Source organism: Streptomyces lycii, from assembly GCF_009735685.1.
Lineage (GTDB): Bacteria > Actinomycetota > Actinomycetes > Streptomycetales > Streptomycetaceae > Streptomyces > Streptomyces lycii.
Map to the genome: position 1 here is coordinate 1 of NZ_WHPN01000072.1, position 24,563 is coordinate 24,563.

Below are 24,563 nucleotides of genomic sequence, written 5' to 3' on the forward strand. Positions count from 1 at the left end.
CAGCCGCCGCCCTCGTGCGAGCCGCAGCCCGCCGCCGGAGCCCGGCGGTGCCCGGGAAGCGTCGTGGTGCCCGCGCCCTCCACCTCGAAGCCCGCGTCCGCGATCATGTCGAGGTCGGCCTGTCCGGCCTGCCCCTCACTGGTGAGGTAGTCGCCCAGGAAGATCGAGTTGACCAGGTGCAGGGCCAGCGGCTGCAACGACCGCAGATGCACCTCGCGTCCTCCGGCGAGCCGTACCTCCACATCCGGGCAGACGAACCGCACCATGGCCAGGATGCGGAGCGCGCGCTGCGGCGTGAGGTTCCACTCGTCCGCCAGCGGTGTGCCCTCGAACGGGATCAGGAAGTTGACCGGCACCGAGTCCGGGTCGAGTTCCCGCAGCGCGAAGACGACGTCGACCAGGTCCGCGTCCGACTCGCCCATGCCCGCGATCAGCCCCGAGCAGGCCGAGAGCCCGGCGGTCTGCGCCTGCCGCACCGTCGACACCCGGTCGGAGAAGTCGTGCGTGGTACAGATGTCGCCGTACGCCGCCTCGGAGGTGTTGAGGTTGTGGTTGTAGGCGTCCGCCCCGGCCGTCCGCAGCCGCTGAGCCTGGCCGTCCGAGAGCAGGCCGAGACAGGCGCACACCTCCACGCCCTCGTGCTGCTCCTTGATCGTCGCGATGGTCTCCGAGACCCGGTCCACATCGCGTTCCGTCGGGCCGCGGCCGCTCGCGACCAGGCAGACGCGCTTGGCGCCGCCCGCCACTCCGGCGCCCGCCGCCGCGGCCGCCTCCTCCGGCTTCAGCCAGGTGTACTTGAGGATCTCAGCCCGGGAACCGAGCCGCTGCGAACAGTACGAGCAGTCCTCGGGGCAGAGCCCGGACTTGAGGTTCACCAGGTAGTTCAGCTTCACCCGGCGCCCGAACCACTGCCGGCGCACCCGGCCCGCCGCCGCGACCACGTCGAGCAGTTCGTCGTCGGACGTCGCCAGCACGGCGAGCGCCTCGTCCCGCGTGGGCAGCTCGCGTCGCAGCCCCTTGTCCACCAGTGTTGTCAGCAGCTCCATGGGCCGATCCTTGCCTACGGTCCGGGGCCGGGCCAAGGAGAGATCCCACAACACGGAGGGAACGGGGTGTGTGTATCGCCACACCGTACGGGCGTGCGGGGGGTACTAGCTTTTAGGCAGACCCGACAGCTACGAGGGACGGCCGATGCCCCAGGACCCCTTCGCATGGATCGACGAGCGGGCGGCCGTCCGCCGCGCCGCGGGCCTGGCCCGCGGGCTGCGCCCGAGGCCCGCCGAATCCCCGCTGCTGGACCTGGCGAGCAACGACTACCTCGGACTGGCCAGGCACCCGGAGGTGACGGAGGCGGCAGCCGCGGCCGCGCGGGCGTGGGGGGCCGGCGCCACCGGTTCCCGGCTGGTGACCGGCAGCACCGAACTGCACGCCGAACTGGAGGCGGCGCTCGCGGATTTCTGCGGCTTCGAGTCCGCCCTGGTGCTGTCCTCCGGTTACGCGGCCAACCTGGCCGTGGTGACCGCGCTGACCGGGCACGGCACGCTGGCCGTCTCCGACGCGGCCAACCACGCCTCCCTCATCGACGGCTGCCGGCTCAGCCGGGCGCGGACCGCCGTGGTGCCGCACGCCGACCCGGACACCGTCGCCAAGACGCTCGCCGGACACACCGGCGGGGCCGCCGTGGTCACCGACTCCGTCTTCTCCGTCGACGGGGACGCCGCACCGCTGGGCCGGCTCGCGGAGGTCTGCCGCGCCCACGGCGCCGCCCTTCTCGTCGACGACGCGCACGGACTCGGCGTGCTCGGGCCGGGCGGGCGCGGGGCGCCGAGCGCCGCGGGACTCGCCGGCGCGCCGGACACGGTCGCCACGGTCACCCTGTCCAAATCGCTCGGCAGCCAGGGCGGCGCCGTGCTCGGACCGGCCCGGGTGATCGACCATCTCGTCAACACGGCGCGCACCTTCATCTTTGACACCGGGCTCGCCCCGGCCGCCACCGGAGCGGCCCTCGCGAGCCTGCGTCTGCTGCGCCGGGAGCCACGGCGCGCGGCCCGCGTCCGGGCCGTGGCCACCGCGCTGCACGAGCGGCTGACGGCGGCCGGCCTGGACGCCGTGCGGCCGGACGCCGCGGTGGTGTCCGTGCGCGCGCCCTCCCCGGACGCCGCGGTGCGCTGGGCGGCGGAGTGCCGGGCGGCGGGTCTGGTCGTCGGCTGCTTCCGGCCGCCCTCCGTGCCCGACGGAGTGTCCCGGCTGCGGCTCACCGCCCGGGCCGACCTGACCGACGGCCAACTCGCCCGGGCGATGGAGGTGGTCACGGGCACCGCGCCCGTACGCGGCTGAGGCTCAGCGCACGCGCCCGTACCGGACGCTGTTGGTCCAGATCTTCTCCAGGCGGACCACGGCGCCGGTCTTGGGCGAGTGCCAGATCTTGCCGTGGCCCGCGTAGATGCCGACGTGGTAGACCCGGCCGCCGGAGTGGAAGAAGACCAGGTCGCCGCGGGCCCGTGCGGACGCGGGGACGCGGCGCGCGGAGTTGTACTGGGCCGCGGCGGTGCGCGGCAGCTTCTTGCCGGCCCGCTTGAACGAGTACATCGTCAGACCGGAGCAGTCGAAGCGGTGCGGGCCGGCCGCGCCGAACCGGTAGGGGGAGCCCTTCTTCGCGGCGGCGATGTTGAGCGCCTTGGCCGCGTGGGGTGCGGCGTGCGCCTCGGTGGCGGCTCCGGGGGCGAGCATCGTGCCGCCGACGGCGGCGAGGGTGAGGGCCGAGACGGCGCCCGCCCGGGACATCAGTTTCGTGCTGTTCTGCTGCTGGACATGTCCGTGCGCGGTCATGCGCAACCCTTCGTCAACCGCCTGTGAAGGATGACCTGTCGGGTTCGGGCAGCGAAGATGCCCGGCCGCTGCTGCGGCTTCACCCCAAGGGTCCGGCGGGAGACTACCCGCCGGGCCCGGCCTGCCGGGTCCTCCACTCCTGCCGGTCCATCCGTGTCGACCTGTCGTCCGGCGCGGCGGCAGGACTCGGCGTCCGCGCGGACCGCCCCGCCCTGCCGGCGGGGGCTTGTCGTCCCCGGGATCGTGACGCACGATCGCGCTGATTTCTGGTTCAAAACAATGAAATGTCGGGCTCATCACTCTTGCGCCGTCCATCCGGCGGGCCGCTTCCGGCGCCCCACCGGAGGCCGGAGAGCCGTCGGCGGGCGCCGGAGCCCGGCGTCCGCGCGGTTCGCGGCGGCGGCCCGGCGCCGGGAAGCGGTGCCGGCGGGCGCGGGCGGCTTCCGGCGCGTGTGGGCCGTACGGGGTCATCCGTTCGGCGGTTGCGCCGGGCCGGGACGGGTGTCCCGGCCCCACGTGGCGGGTGGCGGGGCGTCAGGAAGGCGGCGGCAGGGTCACCCGCCCGGCGCGCCGCTCCCCGTCCAGCACGCGCAGGGTGCGCGCCAGGGTGGCGGTGTGCAGCTCGGTCTCACCCCGCTCGTGCATCAGCGCGAGCGCGTCCCGCAGGGCGGCGGCCCTGCCGACGAGGGCCTGCGCGGCGCGGAGACCGGCGTACGTGTGCGAGCCGCGCGCCGGATTGATCCGGCCCAGCAGGTCCAGCACCTCCAGATAGCGGTCCACCAGCTCGCCCTCGGCCCGGGTGAGGGCCGGGAGCGGCGGCAGTTCGGGCGGCAGCACGGCGGGTCAGTCCCGGCCGGCCGCGCGCCGCGGCTGTTCGCGGGGGTGGGCGACGGTGTCGGCGAGCCCGTAGTCCACGGCGGCCTCGGCCGTGAAGAACGTGTCGCGCTCGATGTCGGCGGCGACGCGCGCCCGGGGCTGCCCGGTGTGCCGTACGAGCAGTTCCTCCACCAGGTCCCGCAGCCGCCGCAGTTCCCCGGCCCGGATCCGCAGGTCCTCCGTGGTGCCCCGGACCGGCTCGGTGAGCGACGGCTGGTGGACGAGCGCCCGTGAGCCGGGCAGCATCAGCCGCTTGCCCGGTGTCCCCGCGGCGAGCAGGACGGCGGCCGCGGAAGCGGCCTGCCCCAGGCAGACGGTCTGCACGTCGCATCCGGTGAAGCGCAGCGTGTCGTAGACCGCCGTCATGGCCGTGAGCGAGCCGCCCGGGCAGTTGATGTACAGCGAGATGTCCCGGTCCGGAGCCGCGTGCTCCAGGTGCATGAACTGCGCGATCAGCGCGTTGGCGGCTTCGTCGTCCAGTGGGGTTCCGAGCAGGACGATGCGTTCCTCGAACAGCTTGGACCAGGGGTCCACGATGCGCGTCCCATGGCTGCCGCGCTCGGTGAAGGACGGGAGGACGTGACGGGCGTCTGGCCGGTCCATGACGGACCCCTCTCCGTAAAAAATGTACAACCTGTACGTCTCGTACGATGGGGAGCATGGCCTACGAGATTCCGGTGACGCAAGCACGTGCGGAGCTGGCCGAGCTGATCAACCGGGTCGTCTACGGCGGTGAACGCGTGGTCGTCACCCGCCACGGCAAGCCGCTCGTGGCCCTGGTCTCGGCCGCTGACCTGGAACGGCTGGAGCAGATCGAGGAGGCTCCGGAGGATCAGGTGATCAGCACGGTGTCGGCGCTGCGCACCGGCGCGTCCGCTGCGGGCGAACGGGGCCGGTTCGGGATCGCCGCCGAACACAGCGGCGGCCCGGACGCCGTGGGGCGGCGTCCGGGCCGGGAGGAGTGACACCGTCCGCGCGTGGCGGTGTCAGACGCTGTGCAAGGGGTGCCGGCGGGTCAGGAGCCGAGCTCCCAGACCGCGTGGGCGATGGCGTCGCTGTTGTGGTCCAGCGCGGTGTCGTCGACGTTCTCGGTGGTGTCGCAGGGGGAGTGGTAGCAGGAGTCGAACGGCTCGCCCGCCGCGCCGCCCCAGGCCTCGGCCTGTTCGGCGGACTTCACCCGGCTGGCCCCGGTGAAGAGCCCGCCGACCGGGATGTCCGCGGCCTTGAAGCTGGCGTGGTCGGAGCGGCCGTCGCCCTCGGTCTCGATCTCGGTGGGGATGTTCTTCGCGGTGAACCAGTCCTTGAAGACGCCTTCGAGGGCCGGGTCGTCGTCGTAGACGAAGTAGCCGGGGTTCGGTGAGCCGATCATGTCGAAGTTCAGATATGCGCTGATCCGGGAGCGGTCCTCGGCGGGGAGTCCGTCGACGTAGTGGCCGGAGCCGACCATGCCGTACTCCTCCGCGCCCCACCAGGCGAAGCGCAGGTGCTTCGCGGGCTGGAGATCCGCCTCGGCCACCGCGAGCGCGACCTCCAGGATGCCGGCGGAGCCGGTCCCGTTGTCGTTGATGCCCGGGCCGGAGTCGGTCGAGTCCAGGTGCGCCCCGGCCATCACGACCTCGTCGCTGCCGCCGCCGGGCCAGTCCGCGACGAGGTTGTAGCCGGTGGCGCCGCCGTACTGGAACTCCTGGACGGCGGTGGTGAATCCGGCCGCGTCCAGCTTGCCCTTGATGTAGTCGACGGAGGCCTGGTAGCCGGGGCTGCCGTGCGCCCGGTTGCCGTCGTTGGCCTCGGCGATCGACTGGAGTTCGCCGAGGTGGGCCTTGACCTGGTCCACCGATATGTCGGGGGCGGCGGCCGCCGGGGCCTCGGCGCCGTCGGCGGTGCCGAGCAGGCCGGTGGTCAGGGCGGTGCAGGCGGCGACGGCGACGGCCGCGCCGCGAAGGCGTGTCTTGGGTGTCACGGGGGCTCCGATGCGGATGTGGGGGGATGCCGAGCCGGAAGTTCGTTGACGCGAGCATGATGCTCACCGTTCGGGGAGGGGCGCGTCAAGAGCGATGACCGGACAGCGAGTTCCGCACAGCGGTGCATCCGGACTCCCGGCCGGACAGGACTGTGCGCCCTCCGTCCGCTACAGCGAAGGGCGCACAGCCGTTCAGGGGCCCGCCGGACGGCGGACCGTCAGCCCGCCGGCACCGCCCGCGGCTCCGGCCGCTCGCCGCCCGCTGCCGCTGTCGGGGCACGGCGCGACGGGCGTCCCAGCACCGTGGCGAGGAGCCCGAGCACCGCCCAGGCGGTGAGCGTCAGGGCGGGGACTGCCGCGCCCGCGCCGTCGAAGAACGCCACGGAGCGGAGCAGGGAGGCGCCCGCGCCGGGCGGCAGCAGCTGGCCCAGCGCGCCGACCGGCTGCGGCAGCATCTCGGGCGCCGAGGACATGCCCGAGAAGGCGTTGCCCAGCAGCACGATCAGCGCCGCCCCGAGGCCCAGCCCGGCGCGGCCGAGCAGCGCGGACAGGCCGGCCACCGTGGCCCCGCCGGCGAGCGCCGCCAGGCCGAGCGCCCCGGCCTCGGCCCACCAGTCGCCGGTGAGCGCCCCCAGCCAGCTGTGGGCGAGCCCGGCGGCGGTGAGGCCCACCAGGGCCGAGGCGCCGAGGAGGGCGCCCGCGGCCCGGCCGCCGCGCAGACCCGCCAGGGTCACCAGCGCCCCCGCCGCGACTCCCGCCATCGCCATCGGCATGACGCTCGCGCCCAGCGCGGCCCCGCGCGGGTCCCCGGCCGGGGCGGGCACGACATCGGTGACCCGCGCCTCGGTGCCCTCCGGCAGCTGTCCCTGCACCGCCTGCTGGAGCAACTGGGCCACCACGGGGCTCGCCGCCGAGGCGGTCAGCAGTTCCGGGCCGCGCGGGGTGGCGACCACGGCGCCGTACACCTCGCGCTCCCGCACGGCCTCCGCGGCGGCGGCCTCGTCCTCGTAGCGGTGCACCTCGAAGGCGTCGCCGCGGTTCGCGAGGGCCTGCTCCAGCTGGGTGGCGGCGGACGCCTGGCCGGCCACGCCGACGGGCAGTTCCTGCGGCGCGATGCGGGCGGCCGGCCAGGCGAACACCCACAGGGCGAGGGCGACGACCACCGGCACCAGCAGGACGACCGCGAGCAGCCGCCGCGCGGGCGGCGGAGCCGGCTCCCCGGTTGTGGTCACAGCGGACATGACGAACTCCGATACAAAGAGAAGGATCGTTCGTTTTACTTTTCCCACTGTCCGCCCGGGGGTGCCGCTTGTCAAGAATGAATGTTCGTTTTAAGTTTGCGGGCATGGCCCGTGTATCCCAGGAACACCTCGACGCCCGCCGCCGGCAGATCCTCGACGGCGCGGCCCGCTGCTTCGCCCGCAACGGCTTCCACGCGACGTCGATGCAGGACGTGCTGAAGGAGGCGGGACTGTCGGCCGGAGCCGTCTACCGCTATTTCCGCAGCAAGGAGGAGCTGATCCGGGCCATCGCCGAGGACGTGTTCGGCACGGTCCGGGCGGCCTTCGAGAGCGCCGCCCGGGAGACGCCGCCGCCGCTGCCGGACGTGGTCCTCGGCCGGGTGCTGGGGCAGGTCTTCCTCGGTCCGCAGGCCATGGCGGACCTCGACCGGGAGGGCTTCCCGCGGCTGGTCCTCCAGGTCTGGGCGGAGACGCTGCGCGACGAGGAACTGGCGGCGACCCTCCGCAGGGGGTACGAGGTCGTCCGGGACGCCTGGACCACCCTGGTCCAGCAGTACCAGCGGTCCGGGCTGATGCGGGACGACGTCCCCGCCGACCATGTGGCCCGGACCCTGGTCGCCGCCGTCCAGGGCTTCATCGCCCAGCAGGCGCTCTTCGGGGAGAGCGGCATCGAGGTGCTGGAGGACGGGCTGCGCGGACTGATGTCCGTCCCCGGCGGAAACATTGGTTAACGCCGCCGAAACGCCGCCGAACTAGCCTGCCGCCGACGGTGCAGGCGCTTCGGAGGCTGTGAGGTGGGACCGTGCGACTGACCCCGCACGAACAGGAACGGCTGCTCATCCATGTGGCCGCCGACGTGGCCGGCAGGCGCAGGGCCCGCGGGGTGCTGCTGAACCATCCGGAAGCCCTCGCGCTGCTGACCGTGCACATCCTCGAGGGCGCCCGCGACGGCCGCACCGTCGCCGAACTCATGGCCTCCGGGCGCAAAGTGCTCACCCGCGCCGAGGTCATGGAGGGCGTCCCGGAGATGATCCACGACGTCCAGGTCGAGGCGACCTTCCCCGACGGCACGAAGCTCGTCACCGTCCACGACCCGATCCAGTGACGCGGAGGCCGCCGATGATCCCCGGAGAGATCCGGTACGCAGACCAGCCGGTACGGCTCAACGAAGGCCGCCCCGTCACCCGGCTGACCGTGCTCAACGCGGCCGACCGCCCCGTCCAGATCGGCTCGCACTACCACTTCGCCGAGGCCAACCCGGGGCTCCGCTTCGACCGGCGGGCGGCCCGCGGCCTGCGGCTGAACATCGCCGCGGGCACCGCGGTCCGCTTCGAGCCCGGCATCCCCGTCGAGGTCGAACTCGTTCCCGTCGGCGGCCGCAGGGTGATTCCCGGGCTGCGCGGCGAGACCGCCGGCGCGCTCGACACGGGCACCGCGGAAGGAGCCGGGGATGCCTGAGCTGAGCCGTGCGGGCTACGCGGATCTGTACGGGCCGACCACGGGAGACCGTATACGGCTCGCCGACACCGACCTCCTCGTCGAGGTGGAGCGCGACCTCTCCGGCGGGCCCGGATCGGCGGGGGACGAGGCGGTGTTCGGCGGGGGCAAGGTCATCCGCGAGTCCATGGGCCAGGCCCGTACGACCCGCGCCGAAGGGGCGCCCGACACCGTGATCACGGGGGCCGTGATCCTCGACCACTGGGGTGTCGTCAAGGCCGACGTCGGCATCCGGGACGGCCGGGTCACCGGCATCGGCAAGGCGGGCAACCCCGACACCATGGACGGGGTGCACCCGGACCTGGTGATCGGCCCGGAGACGGAGATCATCGCGGGCAACGGCCGGATCCTGACCGCCGGAGCCGTCGACGCGCACGTGCACTTCGTCTGCCCGCAACTCGCCGACGAGGCCCTGGCCTCCGGCGTGACCACCCTGGTGGGCGGCGGCACCGGCCCCGCCGAGGGAACGAAGGCCACCACCATCACACCCGGCCCCTGGCACCTGGCCCGGATGTTCGAGGCGATGGAGGCGTATCCGCTCAACATCGGGCTGCTCGGCAAGGGCAACACCATGTCCCGCGAGGGCATGCACAGCCAGCTGCGCGGCGGCGCGCTCGGCTTCAAGATCCACGAGGACTGGGGGGCCACCCCCGCCGTCATCGACGCCTGTCTCGGCGTCTGCGAGGAGACTGGCGCCCAGCTCGCGGTGCACACCGACACCCTCAACGAGGCGGGATTCGTCGCCGACACCCTCGCCGCGATCGCCGGCCGGACCCTGCACGCCTACCACACGGAGGGCGCGGGCGGCGGGCACGCACCGGACATCATCACCGTGGTCTCCGAACCCAACGTCCTGCCCAGCTCCACCAACCCGACCCGGCCGCACACCGTCAACACCGTCGAGGAGCACCTCGACATGCTGATGGTCTGCCATCACCTCAACCCGGCCGTGCCCGAGGACCTCGCCTTCGCGGAGTCCCGCATCAGGCCCGGCACCATCGCCGCCGAGGACGTCCTGCACGACCTGGGCGCCATCTCGATCATCTCCTCCGACTCCCAGGCGATGGGGCGGATCGGGGAGGTCGTGCTCCGCACCTGGCAGACCGCGCACGTGATGAAGCGGCGGCGCGGAGCGCTCCCCGGCGACGGTGCCGCCGACAATCACCGGGCGCGTCGCTATGTCGCCAAATACACCATCAACCCGGCGGTCGCCCAGGGGCTCGGGGAGACCATCGGCTCGGTCGAGAGCGGCAAGCTGGCCGACCTCGTGCTGTGGGACCCCGCCTTCTTCGGCGTCAAGCCGCAGCTCGTCATCAAGGGCGGCCAGATCGCGTACGCCCAGATGGGCGACGCGAACGCCTCCGTCCCGACGCCGCAACCGGTGCTGCCCCGGCCCATGTTCGGCGCCACCGGCCGCGCCCCGGCAGCCAACTCCCTCAACTTCGTGACCCCGGCCGCGCTGGAGGACGGGCTCCCCGGGCGCCTCGGGCTCGGCAAGCGGTTCGAGGCCGCCGGCAGCACCCGGCGGCTCGGCAAGGCGGACATGCGGGAGAACGCCGCCACACCGCGGGTCGAGGTCGACCCCGACAGCTTCACCGTCACCGTCGACGGCGACGTGATCGAACCGTCGCCCGCGCCGGAACTGCCCATGGCCCAGCGCTACTTCCTGTTCTGAGGGCACCGCCATGGACACCACGGAAGGCGCCGCGACGACACGCGGCACCGCGGCAGGCGCCGCGTCGGCATGCTGCGCCGTGGGGGCCGCGGGAGCCACAGGAGTCACGGCATTGGCGGGCGGCACCACGGGAGCCGCGGCGGCCACGGGCGGCGCCACGGCAGGTACCGCGTCCACCGCGGCTCCGGTGGCCCCGGCGGCCCCTCCGGCCTCGGCGGTCCCTCCGGCCCCGGCGGCCGGCGCCGCCCGTGCCGCCCTGCTCGTGCTCGCCGACGGACGCTTCCCGGCCGGCGGCCACGCGCACTCCGGCGGCGCCGAGGCAGCCGTCCGGGCGGGCCGGATCACCGACGCGGAGACCCTCCTGGGCTACTGCCGCGGCCGGCTGCACACCACCGGGCTGACCTCCGCCGCCCTCGCCGCGGCGGCCGCCGCCGGGATCGACCCGCTGGCGCTCGACGAGGCCGCGGACGCCCGGACCCCCTCGCCCGCCCTGCGCGTCACCGCCCGCCGGCTCGGCCGCCAGCTCCTCCGCGCCGCCCGCGCGGCCTGGCCCGACCCCGAGCTGGACGCGCTCGCCGCCGCCCGGCCGCGCGGCGCGCACCAGCCCGTGGTCCTCGGCCTCACCTGCCGGGTCGCGGGCCTGGCCCCGCTGGACGCCGCGTACGCCGCGGCCCACGAAACGGTCGGCGGACCCGCCGGCGCGACCGTGCGGCTGCTCAGCCTGGACCCCTTCGACGCCACCGCCGTGCTCGCCCGGCTCGCGCCCGAGCTGGACACGGTCGCCCGGAGCGCCGCCGGGGCCGCCCGCCGCGCCGTACACGAAGGCCCCGGCACGCTGCCCGCCGCCTCCGGTCCGCTGCCCGACATCGCCGCCGAGCGGCACGCGGTCCGGTCCGTACGGCTCTTCGCCTCGTGACAGCGCGGAACGGCCCGGTCCGCACGACGACCCGCCCCACGCGCGCCCGCGCCCTCCGGCGGCACCCCCGAGGACCACGGCCGGCCCCGGACTCCGGGACACGCCCCATACCCCACGCGCCCACGGACACCGGGCCGAAAACGCCCCGCCCCCGAACCACCAGGAGCCGTCATGCACCTCGACCACCCCGGCCTGTTCCCCCCGCGCCACACCCACAGCGCCGCCCCCGTGCGCCCCGACGGCACCCGCCGTGCCCTGCGCATCGGGCTGGGCGGCCCCGTCGGCTCCGGCAAGACCGCCACCGTCGCGGCCCTGTGCCGGGCGCTGCGCGAGGAACTGTCCGTCGCCGTCGTCACCAACGACATCTACACCCGCGAGGACGCCGACTTCCTGCTGCGCCACGCCGTCCTGCCGCCCGAGCGCATCACCGCCGTCGAGACGGGCGCCTGCCCGCACACCGCCATCCGCGACGACATCTCCGCCAACCTCGAAGCCGTCGAGGACCTGGAGGAGGCCGTCGGCCCGCTCGACCTGGTCCTGGTCGAATCGGGCGGCGACAATCTCACCGCGACCTTCTCCAGGGGCCTCGTCGACGCCCAGGTGTTCGTCATCGACGTCGCGGGCGGCGACGACATCCCGCGCAAGGGCGGCCCCGGCGTCACCACGGCCGACCTGCTGGTCGTCAACAAGACGGACCTCGCCCCGTACGTCGGCTCCGACCTCGGCCGGATGGCCCGGGACGCGGAGGCGCAGCGCGGCGAGCTGCCGGTCGTGTTCACCTCCCTCACCTCCGAGGACGGGGTGCGCCCCGTCACCGACTGGGTACGGCGGCGGCTGGCCGGCTGGGCCGCCGCCGGTGAACGATGAGCGCGCCCCCGGTGCCGGGGACGAAGAGCACCGCGGACCGCACGGGCGGGCCGTCGTCCGTGCGCGCCACCGCGCGCATCCGTGCCGCCGCCGACGGCAGGGGCGGCACCGCGCTGCCCGTCCTGGAGGGCGACGGGCCCCTCGCGCCGCGCCGGGTCCGCGGCGGTCCGCGGACGGCCCGGGTGTGCCTGGTCGGCGCGATGAGCGTGCCGCTGAACGGCGACCGGCTCCGCCTCGACGCCGAGGCCGGGGACGGCGCGGCGCTGGAGGTCCGCTCCGCCGCGGCGACCGTCGCCCTGCCCGGCCGGTACGACGCCCCGGCGGCGTACGACGTCCACCTCACCGCCGGGCGGGGGGCCGGGCTGCGCTGGCTGCCCGAACCCGTGATCTCCGTGGCCGGGAGCGTGCTGCGCCTGACGACCCGGGTCGACGCGGACCCCTCTGCGCGTGTCGTCCTCCGCGAGGAGCAGGTGCTCGGCCGGGCCGGGGAAGGTCCCGGCCGGCTCACCGCGCGGCTCACGGTCCGGGTCGGCGGCCGTCCGCTGCTGGACCAGGAGACGGACTACGGGCCCGGCGCCTCGCCCGGCTGGGACGGGCCGGCGGTGCTCGGCGGCCACCGGGCCGCCGGCCAGCTGCTGCTCCTCGGCCCGGAGCGGGCCGGCCGGCCCGGCACGGTCCTGCTGTTCGGCTCCGACGACCCGGGCGAGGGCCAGGCGGTGCTCACCCCGCTCGCCGGATCCGGCGCCCTGGTCACGGCCGTGGCACCGGACGCGCTCCGGCTCCGCCGCCTGCTGGACGCCGCCGCGGAGGCGGCCGGGCCGCCGGCCGCCGGCTGACCGTCCCGGCGGCGGCAGCCGGTGACGAACCCCGCGGCGGGGGAGCGGCACCGGTCGGCGCTGCGTCCACCGGTCAGCGCTGCGTCTTCCGGGCGGCCTCCTGCTCGGCCTTGACCTCGCCCGCGTACCGGTCGACGTACTCCTGGCCGGACAGCCGGAGGACCTCGTACATGATCTCGTCGGTCACGGCGCGCAGCACGGCCCGCTCGCCGTCCATGCCCGCGTACCGGGAGAAGTCCAGCGGCTCACCGAACCGGATGGTCACCCGTCCCGGCCGCGGCAGCCGCCGGCCGGGGGGCTGGATCTCGAAGGTGCCCACCATCGCGCAGGGCACCACCGGGACCTCGGCGCGCAGGGCCATCACCGCGACGCCCACCCGCCCCTTGTAGAGCCGGCCGTCGTGCGAGCGCGTGCCCTCCGGGTAGATGCCGAGCAGCTCGTCGCGGGCCAGCACCTTCAGCCCCTCCGCGATGGCCGCGCCGCCCGCCTCACGGTTCGAGCGGTCCACCGGGATCTGCCCGACGGCGCGGAAGAAGGCGGCCGTGAGCCGGCCCTTGAGCCCGGGGCCGGTGAAGTACTCCTGCTTGGCGAGGAAGGTGATGCGGCGGGGCAGGATCGCCGGCATCAGGAAGTGGTCGGAGAACGACAGGTGGTTGCCCGCGACGATCGCCGCTCCCTCTTCGGGCACATGCTCCAGCCCTTCGATCCGCGGCCGGAACAGCAGCCGCAGCAGCGGACCGAGCAGCACGTACTTGAGCAGCTGGTAGAACACGTGGTCTCCCCCTCGCCTGTTTGCCATCGCACACTAGCCCGCCCGGGTGAGGCCCGCGAGGGGACCGCGTGCCCCGCCGACCGCGGGGGAGGGGCCGGACGGTCAGGTTCCGCGTGTCGTCGCGACCCCCGCGGTCACCAGTCCGAGCACGACCCAGCCGAACCACAGCCAGCCGTTCCCGCCGAGCGCCACCGTGTACGCGGTGACCGCCACCAGCGCCGCGACGGTGCACACCGTCATCGCCTTCACCGATCGGGGCATTGCGGATCCTCCTCCCGGCGGCCCGGGCCGCCGGGAGCCGGGGCCGTGGCCGAGAGCCCATCGTCGCCCGAGGAGGGCTCCCGCCGCTACCGGCCCCGCGCCTGCAACCCCGCCAGATAGGCGTTGTACGCGGCCAGCTCCTGGTCCCCGTCGCGGTCCGCGGCCCGGTCCGAACGGCGTGCCTGCCGCTCCTCGGACTTGTACCACTGGAAGAGCAGCGCCACGAGCACGAGCACCGAGGGGACCTCGCTGAACGCCCACGCGATGCCGCCCGCCGCGGTCTGGTCCGCCAGCGCGTCCAGCCCGAGCGAGGCCGGCGGGTGCGCGTACGTCGTCACCATCGGCTCGGAGGCCATCATCAGCGCGATGCCGAAGAAGGCGTGGAAGGGCATGCCCGCGAAGAGCTCCAGCATCCGCATCACGTACCCCGGCCGGTGCGGCCCCGGGTCCACGCCCATGATCGGCCAGAAGAAGGCCAGGCCCACGGCGAGGAAGTGGCCCATCATCACGATGTGCCCGGCCGTGCTGCCCATCAGGAAGTCGAACAGCGGTGTGAAGTACAGCCCGTAGAGGCTGGCGATGAACAGCGGGATGGTGAAGACGGGGTGCGAGACCAGCCGTACCCAGCGGCTGTGCAGCAGGGCCACCAGCAGCTCGCGCGGACCCTTGCGGCCCCGCCCCGCCGAGGGCAGCACCCGGAGCGTGAGCGTGACCGGGGCGCCGAGGAGGAGCAGGATCGGCGAGACCATGCTGATCACCATGTGCTGCACCATGTGCACGCTGAACATGACCATGCCGTAGTCGTTGAGCCCGGTGCACATCACCAGGGCGATCGTGGCCACCCCGAGGACCCAGGCGACCGTACGGCCCACCGGCCAGGAGTCGCCGCGCCGGCGCAGCCGCAGCACGGCGGCGCCGTAGAGCGCCAGCGCCAGCAGGCAGCAGGTCAGGAAGAAGGGCTCGCCGGTGAACGCGAGACCGCGCCCCAGCGTGAACGGCGGCAGCTCCATGGGCATGCCGTGTCCGCTGTGATCCATCCGCTCTCTCCCGCTTCGTACCGGTCCGCAGCGACCAGAGTAGAACCGCCCCCGGCCGGAGCTGCGGCCGGGGGCGGGTCACGGGCGGTCCGGGGGCCGCCGGGGGCCCGGACGGCTCAGAGCACGGTCTCGGCCTCGTCGTACCGCTCGCTCGGCACGGTCTTGAGGGTCTCCACGGCCTCCGCGAGCGGCACCAGTGTGATGTCCGTGCCCCGCAGCGCCGTCATCATCCCGAAGGCCCGGCGGTGCGCTGCCTCCACGGCGTGCCAGCCGAAGCGGGTCGCGAGCACCCGGTCGTACGCCGTCGGGGTCCCGCCGCGCTGGACGTGGCCGAGGATGACCGGCCGGGCCTCCTTGCCGAGCCGGCGCTCCAGCTCGTCGGAGAGCTGCCGGGCCACTCCCGCGAAGCGCTCGTGGCCGTACACGTCCTTCTTGCCGATGTCGAAGTCCATCGAACCGGCGCGCGGCTTGGCGCCCTCCGCGACCACCACGATCGCGAACTTCTTGCCCGCCGAGAAGCGCTTGCCCACCACCGCGGTCAGCTCGTCGATGTCGAACGGGCGCTCGGGGACGACGATGGCGTGCGCGCCGGCCGCCATGCCCGAGTGCAGGGCGATCCAGCCGGTGTGCCGGCCCATGACCTCGACGATCAGCACCCGCTGGTGCGACTCCGCGGTGGTCTTCAGCCGGTCCAGTGCCTCGGTGGCGACGCCCACCGCGGTGTCGAAACCGAAGGTCACATCGGTGGCGGTGATGTCGTTGTCGATCGTCTTCGGCACCCCGACGATCGGCAGACCGGCGTCGGACAGCAGCCGCGCCGCCTTCAGGGTGCCCTCGCCGCCGATCGGGATGACCGCGTCGAGTCCGAGTTCGGCGACATGGCCGCGGGCCCGTTCCACACCGTCCCGCAGATGCGCCGGCTGCACCCTGGAGGAACCGAGGATGGTGCCGCCGCGGGCGAGGATGCCGCCCACCGCGTCCAGGTCCAGCTTGCGGTAATCGCACTCCAGGAGGCCCTTCCAGCCGTCCCGGAAACCTATGACCTCGTCCCCGTGATCCACCACGGCGCGGTGCACGACCGACCTGATCACGGCGTTCAGCCCGGGGCAGTCGCCGCCGGAAGTGAGCACACCAATACGCATCGCGTGTCTACCTCTGCAACTCAACCGGAGACCGGACCCCGTCGTCCGGTTGGATCACGGCCACCCTACAAGCGCCGGGCGGCGGGCCCCGGGGCCGTCCGCGGAGCGGACGGCCGGACGGGGATCAGGCGGGCTGCGTGGCCGCGGCGATGCGCTCCTGGCGCAGTGCCTCGTACCAGCGGTCGTCGACCGGGGGCAGGGCGTTGACGTCGAGGGCGAGCTTCAGCATCAGGTCCGCGATCTGCGGGTTGCGGGCCAGCACCGGGCCGTGCATGTACGTGCCGAAGACGGTGTCGTTCCACGCGCCTTCCGTGCCGTCGCCGGTGCCGTTGCCGTTGCCGAACCGCACCCGGGCGAACGGCTGGGCGGACGGGCCGAGGTGGGTGACGCCCTGGTGGTTCTCGAACCCGGTCAGCGGGGGCAGGCCGAGCCGGGAGTCGATGTCCGCCAGCACGTCGCCGACGCAGCGCTCGGCCTCGCCGCGGGTGCTCACCACGTCGAGCAGGCCGAGACCCGCCTCCCGTTCACCCAGGTCGTTCACGAACTCGTGGCCCAGGATCTGGTAGCCGGCGCAGACGGAGAAGACGATCGCCCCGTTGGAGACCGCGCGGTTCAGGCCCCCGTCGCGGCGCAGCCGCTCGGCCGCGAGCCGCTGCGGCCGGTCCTCGCCGCCGCCGATCAGGTAGATGTCGCCGGACGTGGGCACCGGCTGGTCGCTGCGGATGTCCACGCGGGACACCTCCAGACCGCGCTGCCGGGCCCGGCGTTCGACGACGAGGGCGTTGCCCTGGTCGCCGTAGGTGCTCAGCAGGTCCGGGTAGATCCAGACCAGGCGCAGGCTGCTGTCGCTCATGCTCGCGCTCCTTTACGTGAAGTGGGCCGGGTCAGTTGCCCACGCGGCGGCGCAGGTCCTGGAAGGCGGTGTAGTTGGCGATGACCTCGATCCGGCCGGGCGGAGCGGCGCCGACGGCCTCGTCGACCGTCTCGCAGACCCGGAAGTCGAGCCCGGCGACCTCCAGCCGGACGGCCAGGTCGAGCCGGCGGTCGCCGATCACGAAGATCGGGTGGCCCGCGAGCCGGGTGTAGTCCACGTCCCACAGCCAGGAGGTGTCGGTGCCGTCGGCCCCGCGGGCGTTGACGGACAGGATCACCGGTGTGGGCGGCGGGTCGATGAGGGAGAAGGTCTCCAGCCAGCCGGCCGGGTTCTTGGCCAGCAGCAGCCGCAGGTCGCGGCCCTCGAAGCTCACCACGTCGTAGCGTCCGGCGACCGCCTGCACCTGGTACATCCGCTCCAGGGCCACCTGGGGCGGCACCCCGAAGTGGGCCGCGACGGCCGCCGAGGTGGCGGCGTTGGCCTTGTTGGCGCGGCCGGGGAGCTGGAGGTGGATCGGCCAGGCGGAACCGTGCGGGTCCAGGACGTAGTCCCCGGACAGCGCCCAGGTCGGCATCGGGCGGCGGAAACCGCAGTCGGAGCAGAGCCAGTCGTCGCCGGGGCGCTGGAGCACTCCGCCGCAGGACGGGCAGGACCAGGCGTCGTCCTTCCACTCCTGTCCGGCGGCGACCCAGACGACGTTGGGGGAGGAGGAGGCGGCCCAGGCGATCAGCGGGTCGTCACAGTTGGCGATGACGGTCGCCTTGTTGCCGGACAGGCCCTCGCGCCACTTCTCGGCGAGCATCCGGGTCTCCGCCGCGCGGTCCAGCTGGTCGCGGGAGAGGTTGAGCAGCGCGATCGCCTTGGGCGTCACGTCCCGGGCGACGCCCGCCAGGTACTTCTCGTCCACCTCGATCACGCCGAACCGGGCGTCCGAGCCGCCGGCGAGCGCGGAGGTGATGCCCGCGGGCATGTTCGCGCCCAGGGCGTTGGAGACGACGGGGCCGCTCGCCCGAAGCGCCTCGGCGATCAGCCGGGTGGTCGTCGTCTTGCCGTTGGTGGCGGAGACCAGGACCACGTCCAGGTGACCGGCCAGCCGGGCCAGCAGGTCGGGGTCGAGCCGCAGCGCGACCTTGCCGCCGATCACCGACCCGCTGCCGCGGCCCACCGCGCGTGAAGCCGCCGCCGCTGCCCGGCCGGCCGTCACGGCCAGCTTGGCCCGCGGCGACAGCGGCTCCGAGTTGCCTGCCATCGTCACTCGTTCCTCCTTGCATCCGGCGCCGCATCCCGCCCCCGGTCAGCCGGGTGGAACGCCCCCCTCCGCGCCGGGTCGCCAGCCGGGAGGCTTCGGTCGGTGCTCAGCCTACCGAGATCCACAGCGGGCCCCGAATCGTGCCACCCGGCGGGACGGGCCCAGGAGGTGCCGAACGTACCCTTGGGCCCCATGCGACACAGTGCCATCCCCGGAAGTTCCGGTTCCGTCCGTCCGATGCGGCTGTTCGGGGATCCGGTGCTGCACGCCCCCTGCGCGCCGGTGACGTCCTTCGACGCGGGCCTCGCCCGGCTGGTGGAGGACCTGTTCGCGTCCATGTACGCGGCCCGCGGCGTGGGTTTGGCGGCCAATCAGATCGGTGTGCCGCTGCGCGTGTTCGTCTACGACTGCCCGGACGACGAGGACCGCCGCCATCTGGGCCATGTCGTCAACCCGCGGCTGGTGGAGACCGGCGGGGCGACGGTGACGGGCCCGGAGGGCTGTCTGTCGCTGCCGGGCCTGGAGGCGGGCACCAGGCGGCACGACCACGCCGTCGTCACCGGCCGGGACCGCACCGGTGCGCCGGTCACCGTGCGCGGCAGCGGGTTCTTCGCCCGCTGCCTGCAGCACGAGACCGACCATCTCGAGGGCGGCGTCTTCACCGACCGGCTCACCGGCCTCCGCCGCCGGCGGATCCTGCGGGCCGTCCGCAGGGCGCCCTGGGGAGACTGAGCCCCCGGTCGGCGCGGGACGGCCGGTTCAGAAACCGGGCCCGTCGGTCCGGTCGCCCGCCGCGGCCAGCCGCCCCCACAGCAGGTCGGCGAGATGGCGTACGAGGGTCTCGCGCGGGCACGGGCGCTCGCGCAGCCACCAGTCGCCGGCGGCGTGCATCATGCCGACGATGCCGTGCCCCCAGACGCGGGCCAGCTCCTCGCCGCCGGTGCCGAGGTCGACCCGCTCGGCGATCACCTGCGCCAGCTCCTCGCCCATCCGGCGCAGCAGCGGGGCGGACTGGCGGCCGGCGTCGAAGCCCTGCTCGCTCTCGGGCTGGCCGGAGTCCTCGCCGGGGTGCATCAGGAAGCGGTAGACCTGCGGCCGCGCCTCGATCGCCGCGAGATAGGTGTCGAGGGTGCGCTCGACCCGGTCCCGGCGGTTGGCGGGCGCGTCCAGGGCCGCCCGCAGTCCCGCCAGCAGGCCGTCGGTGTGCCGCACGGCCAGGGCCCGGTACAGGCCGCCCTTGTCGCCGAAGTGCCGGTAGAGGATGGGCTTGGTGATGCCCGCCTCGGCGGCGATGGCGTTCATGGAAGCGCCCGGTCCGTCGCGCAGCACCACCCGGTCGGCGGCTTCCAGCAGCTCCTTGCGCCGGCGTGCCGCCGCGCGCTGCTGGTCCTCGCGCTGACTGGTCTCCATGACGTCTCTCCCCGCCCTCTTCCGTGCTCGATCCCCGCGCAACGTAACACCTCCGCCGTGGCGGGGGCGGGGCCGAAGGCCTGAGTTGACATCGCCTACCGGCGGGTAACAGGATAGAGTTACCGATAGTAACAAGCAGGTGGAGGGGACATGGCTGAGTTCGCGCTGGATCTCGACGACGACCAGAAGGCTGTCCGGGAATGGATCCACGGCTTCGCCGCGGACGTCATGCGGCCGGCGGCCGCCGAATGGGACGAGCGGGAGGAGACTCCCTGGCCCGTCATCCAGGAGGCCGCGAAGATCGGACTGTACTCCCTCGACTTCTACGCCCAGCAGTTCTTCGACCCCACCGGTCTGGGCATCGCCATGACCATGGAGGAGCTTTTCTGGGGTGACGCGGGCATCGGCCTCTCCATCGTCGGCACCGGGCTCGCCGCGGTCGGCGTGCTGGCCAACGGCACCGAGGAGCAGATCGGCACCTGGGTGCCGCAGATGTACGGGGACGCCGACGACGTGAAGGTCGCCGCCTTCTGCTCCTCCGAGCCCGACGCCGGCTCCGACGTCTCCGCGATGCGCACCCGCGCCGTCTACGACGAGGCCAAGGACGAGTGGGTGCTCAACGGCACCAAGACCTGGGCGACCAACGGCGGCATCGCCAACGTCCATGTCGTCGTCGCCGTCGTGGACCCGGAGCTGGGCTCCAAGGGCCACGCCTCCTTCATCATCCCGCCGGACACCCCCGGGCTGTCCCAGGGCCAGAAGTTCAAGAAGCACGGGATCCGCGCCTCGCACACCGCCGAGGTCGTCCTCGAGGACGTCCGAGTCCCCGGCCACTGCCTGCTCGGCGGCAAGGAGAAGCTCGACGAGCGGCTCGCCCGGGCCCGGGAGCGCGCCAAGAAGGGCGGCGAGCGCGTCAAGAACGCGGCCATGGCCACCTTCGAGGCCTCCCGCCCCGCCGTCGGCGCCCAGGCCGTCGGCATCGCCCGCGCCGCCTACGAGGTCGCGCTCGACTACGCCAAGACCCGGGTGCAGTTCGGCCGGCCGATCATCGACAACCAGGGCGTCGCCTTCCAGCTCGCCGACATGCGCACCCAGATCGACGCCGCCCGCCTGCTGGTGTGGCGCGCCTCCTGGATGGCGGCCTCCGGCAAGTCCTTCACCTCGGCCGAGGGTTCGATGTCGAAGCTCTACGCCGGCGAGGTGGCCAAGACCGTCACGTCCCAGGCCATGCAGATCCTCGGAGGCAACGGCTACACCCGCGAATACCCGGTCGAGCGGATGCACCGCGACGCGGCGATCTACACCATCTTCGAGGGCACCAGCGAGATCCAGCGGCTGGTCATCGCCCGGACGCTCTCCGGGATGCCGATCCGCTGACACGGCGTCCCCGGGGCGGGGGTCCGTGCCTCTCCCGGGCGCCGCGACGCCGGCGCTCAGGCCGCCTCGGCGACCTCGTCCCGTACCGCCTGGCGCCATGCCTGGCGCAGCCGGTCCAGCTCCGCCAGGTCGGCCGCCGACCACGAGGTGCGCCCGGCGACGAAGGTGCGGATGGCCGCGTTCGCCTCGGCGGTGGTGGGGCGGACGGGGGGCGGCTCCGGCGCGGAACGGACGGGGGACGGATCGGGAAGCATGGGTTCAGAGTACGCGGCGGGTATGACAATCCGTCCGTACGACGGTGACGCTCCGAAGTGTTTCGGACGAACCCGGAACCTTTTGGGCCCGCTGCCCGTTCTTCCGGGTGAGGCCCCGCGTTCTCCCCCGTGCGCGGGGCCTCACCAGCTTTGTCACCGGCTGCCGGGTCCGGAGGCGCCCCCTGTAGGGCCCGTCCGGCGACCGGAGCGCGAGCCTCCGGCCGGGTGACTTGCCATTGGCGTAAAACCGAACACGTTTTTGCCGCATAACGCGGCTCCGATGCGGTACAAAGGTCATGTGCCTGTCCGGTGTGCATCCCCCGTCGCACCGGGCAGGCCTTTTGCTTCCCTCCGCGTTGCTTCCCTCCGCGTTGCTTCAGCCCGCGGCGACCGCTCGTCCACCCGGCCCCGGCGAGGTCTTACGAAACGGTGACCGCCGGGCGAGCGGCGGCTCTCCCGGCGCCGCGCTGCCCTAGCGTCGCCGGCATGCGTGTACTCGTCACCGGAGGAGCCGGTTTCATCGGCTCGCACATCGTCAGCGCCCTCGCCGCCCGCAGCCACGAACCCGTCGTCTTCGACTCGCTCCATCCGAGGGCCCATTCCGGCCGCGCGGAGCCGCCCGGCGCGGAGGAGATCCGGGCCGACGTGCGGGACGGCGAGGCGGTCGCGCAGGCCCTGCGCGGTGTGGGCGCCGTCTGCCACCAGGCCGCGATGGTCGGCCTGGGCAAGGACTTCGCGGACGCGCCCGAGTACGTCGGCTGCAACGACCTCGGCACCGCCGTGCTGCTGGCCGCCATGGCCGCGGCCGGCGTCCGCGAACTCCTGCTCGCAGGTTCGATGGTGGTCTACGGCGAAGGGCGCTACGACTGTCCCCGGCACGGCACCGTCCGCCCCGGCCCGCGGATTCCGGCCGACCTCGACGCGGGCCGTTTCGAGTGCGCGTGCCCCCGGTGCGGCCGGCCCCTGGAGCCGGGCCTGGTCGCGGAGGACGCCCCGGCCGACCCGCGCAACGTCTACGCGGCCACCAAACTCGCGCAGGAGCACCTGGCCGCCGCCTGGGCCCGCGCGACCGGCGGCCGGGCGGTCTCGCTGCGCTACCACAACGTCTACGGCCCGGGCATGCCCCGGGACACGCCGTACGCCGGGGTCGCCTCGCTGTTCCGCTCGGCTCTCGCGCGCGGCGAGGCGCCGCGGGTCTTCGAGGACGGCGGACAGCTGAGGGACTTCGTGCACGTCCGGGACGTCGCCGAGGCGAACGCCACCGCTCTGGAGGCGCTGCACGGCCGCCCCGGCGGCACGCTGACGCCGTTCAACACCGGCAGCGGGGACCCGCGCACGGTCGGCGCCATGGCACGGCAGCTGGCGCTCGCGTACGGCGGTCCGGAGCCGGTGGTCACGGGGGAGTACCGGCTCGGCGACGTGCGGCACATCACCGCCTCCTCCGAGCGGCTGACGTCCGAGCTCGGCTGGCGGCCGCGGGTCGCCTTCGAGGACGGCATGGCCGAGTTCGCCCGCGCGCCCCAGCGGGGCGCGGTCATGGCTGCGGCGCCGCCGGCAGGGTGACCTCGAAGCGGCAGCCGCCGGCCACGTTGCGCACCGCGGCGCGGCCGGCGTGCGCCTCGACCAGGCCGCGGACGATGGCCAGCCCGAGCCCGGCGCCGGACGGCGGCGTACGGGCGTGGCTGCCGCGCCAGCCCGTCTCGAACACCCTCGGCAGGTCCTCCTCCGGGATGCCGCCGCAGCCGTCCGTGACCGACAGCACCACCGATTCCGCGTCCCGCCGCGCTGTGACGGCCACCGTGCCGTCGGCGGGCGTCCGGCGGATCGCGTTGACCATCAGATTGCCCAGCACCCGGGTCATCGCCTGCGCGTCGACCTCGACGGCGGCGGCCTCGCCGCGGTCGCCGACCAGCCGCACCCCCTGTTCCCGGGCGAGCGCGCGGGCCGCGGCCAGGGCGTCGCCGAGCAACTCCTCGACGGACATCCGGACCGGGGTCAGCGGCAGGGCCCCGGCATGGATCCGGGAGAGTTCGAACAGGTCGCCCACCATGCCGTTGAGCCGCTCCACCTCGGTGCGGATCTGCCGGAAGTAGCGCCCGGGGTCCTGCGCCATCCCGTCCTCCAGCGCCTCGGACATCGCCCGGAGCCCGGCGAGCGGGGTGCGCAGGTCGTGCGAGATCCAGGCGACGAGTTCCCGGCGGGAGGCCTCCAGGGCGCGCTCCCGCTCCCGCGACCGCTCCAGCTTCGCGGAGGTGGCCGCGAGTTCCCGCACCAGCGCGTCGATCTCGGCGGTGCCCGGGCGGTCCGGCGCGGCGAAGCCGCCCGCCTCGCCGAAGGAACGGGCCGCCCGGGTGACGGCGTTGCTGCGGGCCACCACCCACCGGCCAAGCAGCAGCGCGGTGGCCAGCGAGACGACGGCGGCCATGGCGCAGACGGTGGTGACCACCGCCAGGTCGTGCGGGGAGAGGAACATCGCCCAGGCCACCGCCAGGGTCCCGGCGAGCATGGCGGTCACGGCGACGGCCGCCACCACCGTCAGCGACAGTGCCACGGAGCGGTGCCGCAGCAGCCGCAGCACCAGCGCCCCGGCCAGCCCGGCGGCGGCCGCGCCGAGGAACGCGAACAGGGCGATCAGCAGGATGTCGCGCACGCCTCAGCCCTCCGCCGGGACGTCGAACCGGTAGCCGACCCCCCACACCGTCGTGATCAGCCGGGGCGAGGCGGGATCGTCCTCGATCTTGCCCCGCAGCCGCCGGATGTGGACGGTGACGGTCGACAGGTCGCCGAACTCCCACTCCCAGACCGCCCGCATCAGCTCCTCGCGGCTGAAGGCCCGGCCGGGGTGGCGCAGCAGGAACGCCAGCAGATCGAACTCGCGGACGGTCAGCGCCACCTCCCTGCCGTCCTTGGACGCCCGGCGGGCCGCCTGGTCGACGGTGATGCCCGAGACGGTGAGCCGCGGGCCCGTGCGCGCCGAGCCCGGCCCGAGCGATCGGCGCAGCACGGACCGCACGCGCAGCGCCAGTTCGCGCGGGCTGAAGGGCTTGGTCACGTAGTCGTCGGCGCCGACCTCCAGGCCGGCTATCCGGTCCACCTCCTCGCCGCGGGCCGTCAGCATGATCACGGGCACGGGGCCGCGGGCGCGCAGGCCCCGGCAGACGGCCAGGCCGTCCATGCCCGGGAGCATCAGGTCCAGGACGACCAGGTCGGGCCAGCGTTCGTCGGCCCGGGCCAGTGCGGCGGGTCCGTCCCCGGCGCGGTCGACGAGGTGTCCGTCCCGTTCCAGATAGCCCGTCACGACCTCGGCGACGGTGGGGTCGTCGTCCACCACGAGAACGCGGGCCGGTGTGTGCTGCTGCATGCGGCCAGCGTCGCAGCAGTTCGCCGGGTCCGTCCCGGGCAGTGCCCCGGCACGGTGCCGACGTCCGTGTTTCGTAAGAAGTCAAAGTCTGGAATGCGTATTTTGTCTTCGTAGTGTGGTGGACGTGAC

The 24,563-nt window shown here is 74.0% G+C and carries 28 protein-coding genes; 12 read left to right on the forward strand and 16 right to left on the reverse strand.

Translation table 11 applies throughout. The annotated features are described in order from the left end of the window. A partial coding sequence (gene bioB / locus GCU69_RS03445) for a biotin synthase BioB (protein WP_156205097.1) occupies positions 1-1,046 on the reverse strand: 1,046 nt, incomplete at its 3' end. A gap of 145 nt (positions 1,047-1,191) precedes the next feature. Here bioB and GCU69_RS03450 point away from each other — a divergent pair. After that, on the forward strand, positions 1,192-2,337 hold the full coding sequence (locus GCU69_RS03450; protein WP_156205098.1) for an 8-amino-7-oxononanoate synthase: 1,146 nt from the start codon (positions 1,192-1,194) through the stop codon (positions 2,335-2,337). A 3-nt stretch (positions 2,338-2,340) separates the two neighbouring features. Here GCU69_RS03450 and GCU69_RS03455 read toward each other — a convergent pair whose 3' ends face one another. The 3 genes from GCU69_RS03455 to GCU69_RS03465 form a co-directional block, all read right to left on the reverse strand. Next, positions 2,341-2,829, reverse strand: coding sequence for a C40 family peptidase (locus GCU69_RS03455; RefSeq protein WP_098750553.1), 489 nt, complete (start codon positions 2,827-2,829; stop codon positions 2,341-2,343). A 534-nt stretch (positions 2,830-3,363) separates the two neighbouring features. Continuing rightward, positions 3,364-3,666, reverse strand: coding sequence for a hypothetical protein (locus GCU69_RS03460; protein WP_098750552.1), 303 nt, complete (start codon positions 3,664-3,666; stop codon positions 3,364-3,366). A gap of 6 nt (positions 3,667-3,672) precedes the next feature. After that, positions 3,673-4,308 carry an ATP-dependent Clp protease proteolytic subunit gene (locus GCU69_RS03465; RefSeq protein WP_156205099.1) on the reverse strand — a complete coding sequence of 212 codons (636 nt, stop codon included), beginning with the start codon at positions 4,306-4,308 and terminating at the stop codon, positions 3,673-3,675. Between the two features lie 56 nt (positions 4,309-4,364). On the opposite strand from GCU69_RS03465, the gene GCU69_RS03470 reads away from it, so the two are divergent. Beyond that, positions 4,365-4,670, forward strand: coding sequence for a type II toxin-antitoxin system Phd/YefM family antitoxin (locus GCU69_RS03470; protein ID WP_098750550.1), 306 nt, complete (start codon positions 4,365-4,367; stop codon positions 4,668-4,670). Positions 4,671-4,720: 50 nt separating this feature from the next. On the opposite strand, the gene GCU69_RS03475 is transcribed toward GCU69_RS03470, so the two are convergent. Both GCU69_RS03475 and GCU69_RS03480 read right to left on the reverse strand, forming a co-directional pair. After that, positions 4,721-5,665, reverse strand: a complete 945-nt coding sequence (locus GCU69_RS03475; protein ID WP_176604514.1) for a M28 family metallopeptidase — start codon at positions 5,663-5,665, stop codon at positions 4,721-4,723. Between the two features lie 218 nt (positions 5,666-5,883). Next, entirely contained in the window at positions 5,884-6,906 is a 1,023-nt protein-coding gene (locus GCU69_RS03480) for an ABC transporter permease (protein WP_156205101.1), read from the reverse strand. 104 nt (positions 6,907-7,010) lie between these two features. On the opposite strand from GCU69_RS03480, the gene GCU69_RS03485 reads away from it, so the two are divergent. The 7 genes from GCU69_RS03485 (at position 7,011) to GCU69_RS03515 (ending at position 12,697) form a co-directional block, all read left to right on the forward strand. Next, positions 7,011-7,637, forward strand: coding sequence for a TetR/AcrR family transcriptional regulator (locus GCU69_RS03485; protein WP_098750548.1), 627 nt, complete (start codon positions 7,011-7,013; stop codon positions 7,635-7,637). A gap of 71 nt (positions 7,638-7,708) precedes the next feature. Further along, the gene (locus GCU69_RS03490) at positions 7,709-8,011 is read left to right on the forward strand and encodes an urease subunit gamma (RefSeq protein WP_098750547.1); all 303 of its coding nucleotides are present in this window, start codon (positions 7,709-7,711) and stop codon (positions 8,009-8,011) included. 14 nt (positions 8,012-8,025) lie between these two features. After that, on the forward strand, positions 8,026-8,364 hold the full coding sequence (locus tag GCU69_RS03495; protein WP_156205102.1) for an urease subunit beta: 339 nt from the start codon (positions 8,026-8,028) through the stop codon (positions 8,362-8,364). Beyond that, positions 8,357-10,078, forward strand: a complete 1,722-nt coding sequence (locus tag GCU69_RS03500; RefSeq protein WP_156205103.1) for an urease subunit alpha — start codon at positions 8,357-8,359, stop codon at positions 10,076-10,078. Before GCU69_RS03495 ends, GCU69_RS03500 begins: the two co-directional genes overlap by 8 nt. A 187-nt stretch (positions 10,079-10,265) precedes the next feature. Then, positions 10,266-10,994, forward strand: coding sequence for an urease accessory protein UreF (locus GCU69_RS03505; RefSeq protein ID WP_156205112.1), 729 nt, complete (start codon positions 10,266-10,268; stop codon positions 10,992-10,994). Between the two features lie 171 nt (positions 10,995-11,165). Beyond that, on the forward strand, positions 11,166-11,861 hold the full coding sequence (ureG, locus tag GCU69_RS03510; protein ID WP_156205104.1) for an urease accessory protein UreG: 696 nt from the start codon (positions 11,166-11,168) through the stop codon (positions 11,859-11,861). Next, positions 11,858-12,697 (forward strand): urease accessory protein UreD, encoded by an 840-nt coding sequence (locus tag GCU69_RS03515; protein ID WP_156205105.1) that lies wholly within the window; start codon positions 11,858-11,860, stop codon positions 12,695-12,697. The genes ureG and GCU69_RS03515 overlap by 4 nt, the downstream gene beginning before the upstream one ends. Positions 12,698-12,770: 73 nt before the next feature. Here the strand turns inward: GCU69_RS03515 and GCU69_RS03520 are convergent, their stop codons facing one another. The 6 genes from GCU69_RS03520 to GCU69_RS03540 all read right to left on the reverse strand — a co-directional run bounded on the left by GCU69_RS03520 (position 12,771) and on the right by GCU69_RS03540 (position 18,032). After that, positions 12,771-13,469 (reverse strand): lysophospholipid acyltransferase family protein, encoded by a 699-nt coding sequence (locus GCU69_RS03520; RefSeq protein ID WP_098750540.1) that lies wholly within the window; start codon positions 13,467-13,469, stop codon positions 12,771-12,773. Positions 13,470-13,571: 102 nt separating this feature from the next. Beyond that, complete coding sequence (locus GCU69_RS32485; protein WP_170315770.1) at positions 13,572-13,730, reverse strand: hypothetical protein; 159 nt, start codon at positions 13,728-13,730, stop codon at positions 13,572-13,574. Positions 13,731-13,816: 86 nt separating this feature from the next. Then, entirely contained in the window at positions 13,817-14,767 is a 951-nt protein-coding gene (locus GCU69_RS03525; protein ID WP_156205106.1) for a cytochrome c oxidase assembly protein, read from the reverse strand. A gap of 116 nt (positions 14,768-14,883) precedes the next feature. Then, positions 14,884-15,909 carry a 6-phosphofructokinase gene (locus GCU69_RS03530; RefSeq protein ID WP_098750538.1) on the reverse strand — a complete coding sequence of 342 codons (1,026 nt, stop codon included), beginning with the start codon at positions 15,907-15,909 and terminating at the stop codon, positions 14,884-14,886. Between the two features lie 124 nt (positions 15,910-16,033). Beyond that, complete coding sequence (locus GCU69_RS03535) at positions 16,034-16,762, reverse strand: type 1 glutamine amidotransferase (RefSeq protein WP_098750537.1); 729 nt, start codon at positions 16,760-16,762, stop codon at positions 16,034-16,036. Between the two features lie 31 nt (positions 16,763-16,793). Then, entirely contained in the window at positions 16,794-18,032 is a 1,239-nt protein-coding gene (locus GCU69_RS03540) for a Mur ligase family protein (protein ID WP_098750542.1), read from the reverse strand. A gap of 192 nt (positions 18,033-18,224) precedes the next feature. Here GCU69_RS03540 and def point away from each other — a divergent pair, with 192 nt between their 5' ends. Beyond that, a complete protein-coding gene (def, locus tag GCU69_RS03545; RefSeq protein WP_098750536.1) occupies positions 18,225-18,764 on the forward strand; it encodes a peptide deformylase in 540 nt (179 codons plus the stop codon). A gap of 27 nt (positions 18,765-18,791) precedes the next feature. Here the strand turns inward: def and GCU69_RS03550 are convergent, their stop codons facing one another. Next, positions 18,792-19,442: a TetR family transcriptional regulator gene (locus tag GCU69_RS03550; protein ID WP_098750535.1), complete on the reverse strand. Its 651-nt coding sequence runs from the start codon at positions 19,440-19,442 to the stop codon at positions 18,792-18,794. Positions 19,443-19,592: 150 nt separating this feature from the next. Between GCU69_RS03550 and GCU69_RS03555 the strand changes: the two genes are divergently transcribed. Beyond that, a complete protein-coding gene (locus GCU69_RS03555; RefSeq protein ID WP_098750534.1) occupies positions 19,593-20,819 on the forward strand; it encodes an acyl-CoA dehydrogenase family protein in 1,227 nt (408 codons plus the stop codon). Positions 20,820-20,875: 56 nt separating this feature from the next. Here GCU69_RS03555 and GCU69_RS03560 read toward each other — a convergent pair whose 3' ends face one another. After that, the gene (locus tag GCU69_RS03560) at positions 20,876-21,073 is read right to left on the reverse strand and encodes a hypothetical protein (protein WP_156205107.1); all 198 of its coding nucleotides are present in this window, start codon (positions 21,071-21,073) and stop codon (positions 20,876-20,878) included. A gap of 486 nt (positions 21,074-21,559) precedes the next feature. On the opposite strand from GCU69_RS03560, the gene GCU69_RS03565 reads away from it, so the two are divergent. Then, positions 21,560-22,636 carry an NAD-dependent epimerase/dehydratase family protein gene (locus tag GCU69_RS03565; protein ID WP_156205108.1) on the forward strand — a complete coding sequence of 359 codons (1,077 nt, stop codon included), beginning with the start codon at positions 21,560-21,562 and terminating at the stop codon, positions 22,634-22,636. Here the strand turns inward: GCU69_RS03565 and GCU69_RS03570 are convergent. Continuing rightward, complete coding sequence (locus GCU69_RS03570; RefSeq protein ID WP_098752774.1) at positions 22,608-23,723, reverse strand: sensor histidine kinase; 1,116 nt, start codon at positions 23,721-23,723, stop codon at positions 22,608-22,610. The genes GCU69_RS03565 and GCU69_RS03570 overlap by 29 nt on opposite strands. Before the next feature lie 3 nt (positions 23,724-23,726). Continuing rightward, on the reverse strand, positions 23,727-24,434 hold the full coding sequence (locus GCU69_RS03575; RefSeq protein ID WP_098752775.1) for a response regulator transcription factor: 708 nt from the start codon (positions 24,432-24,434) through the stop codon (positions 23,727-23,729). Between the last annotated feature and the right edge of the window lie 129 nt (positions 24,435-24,563).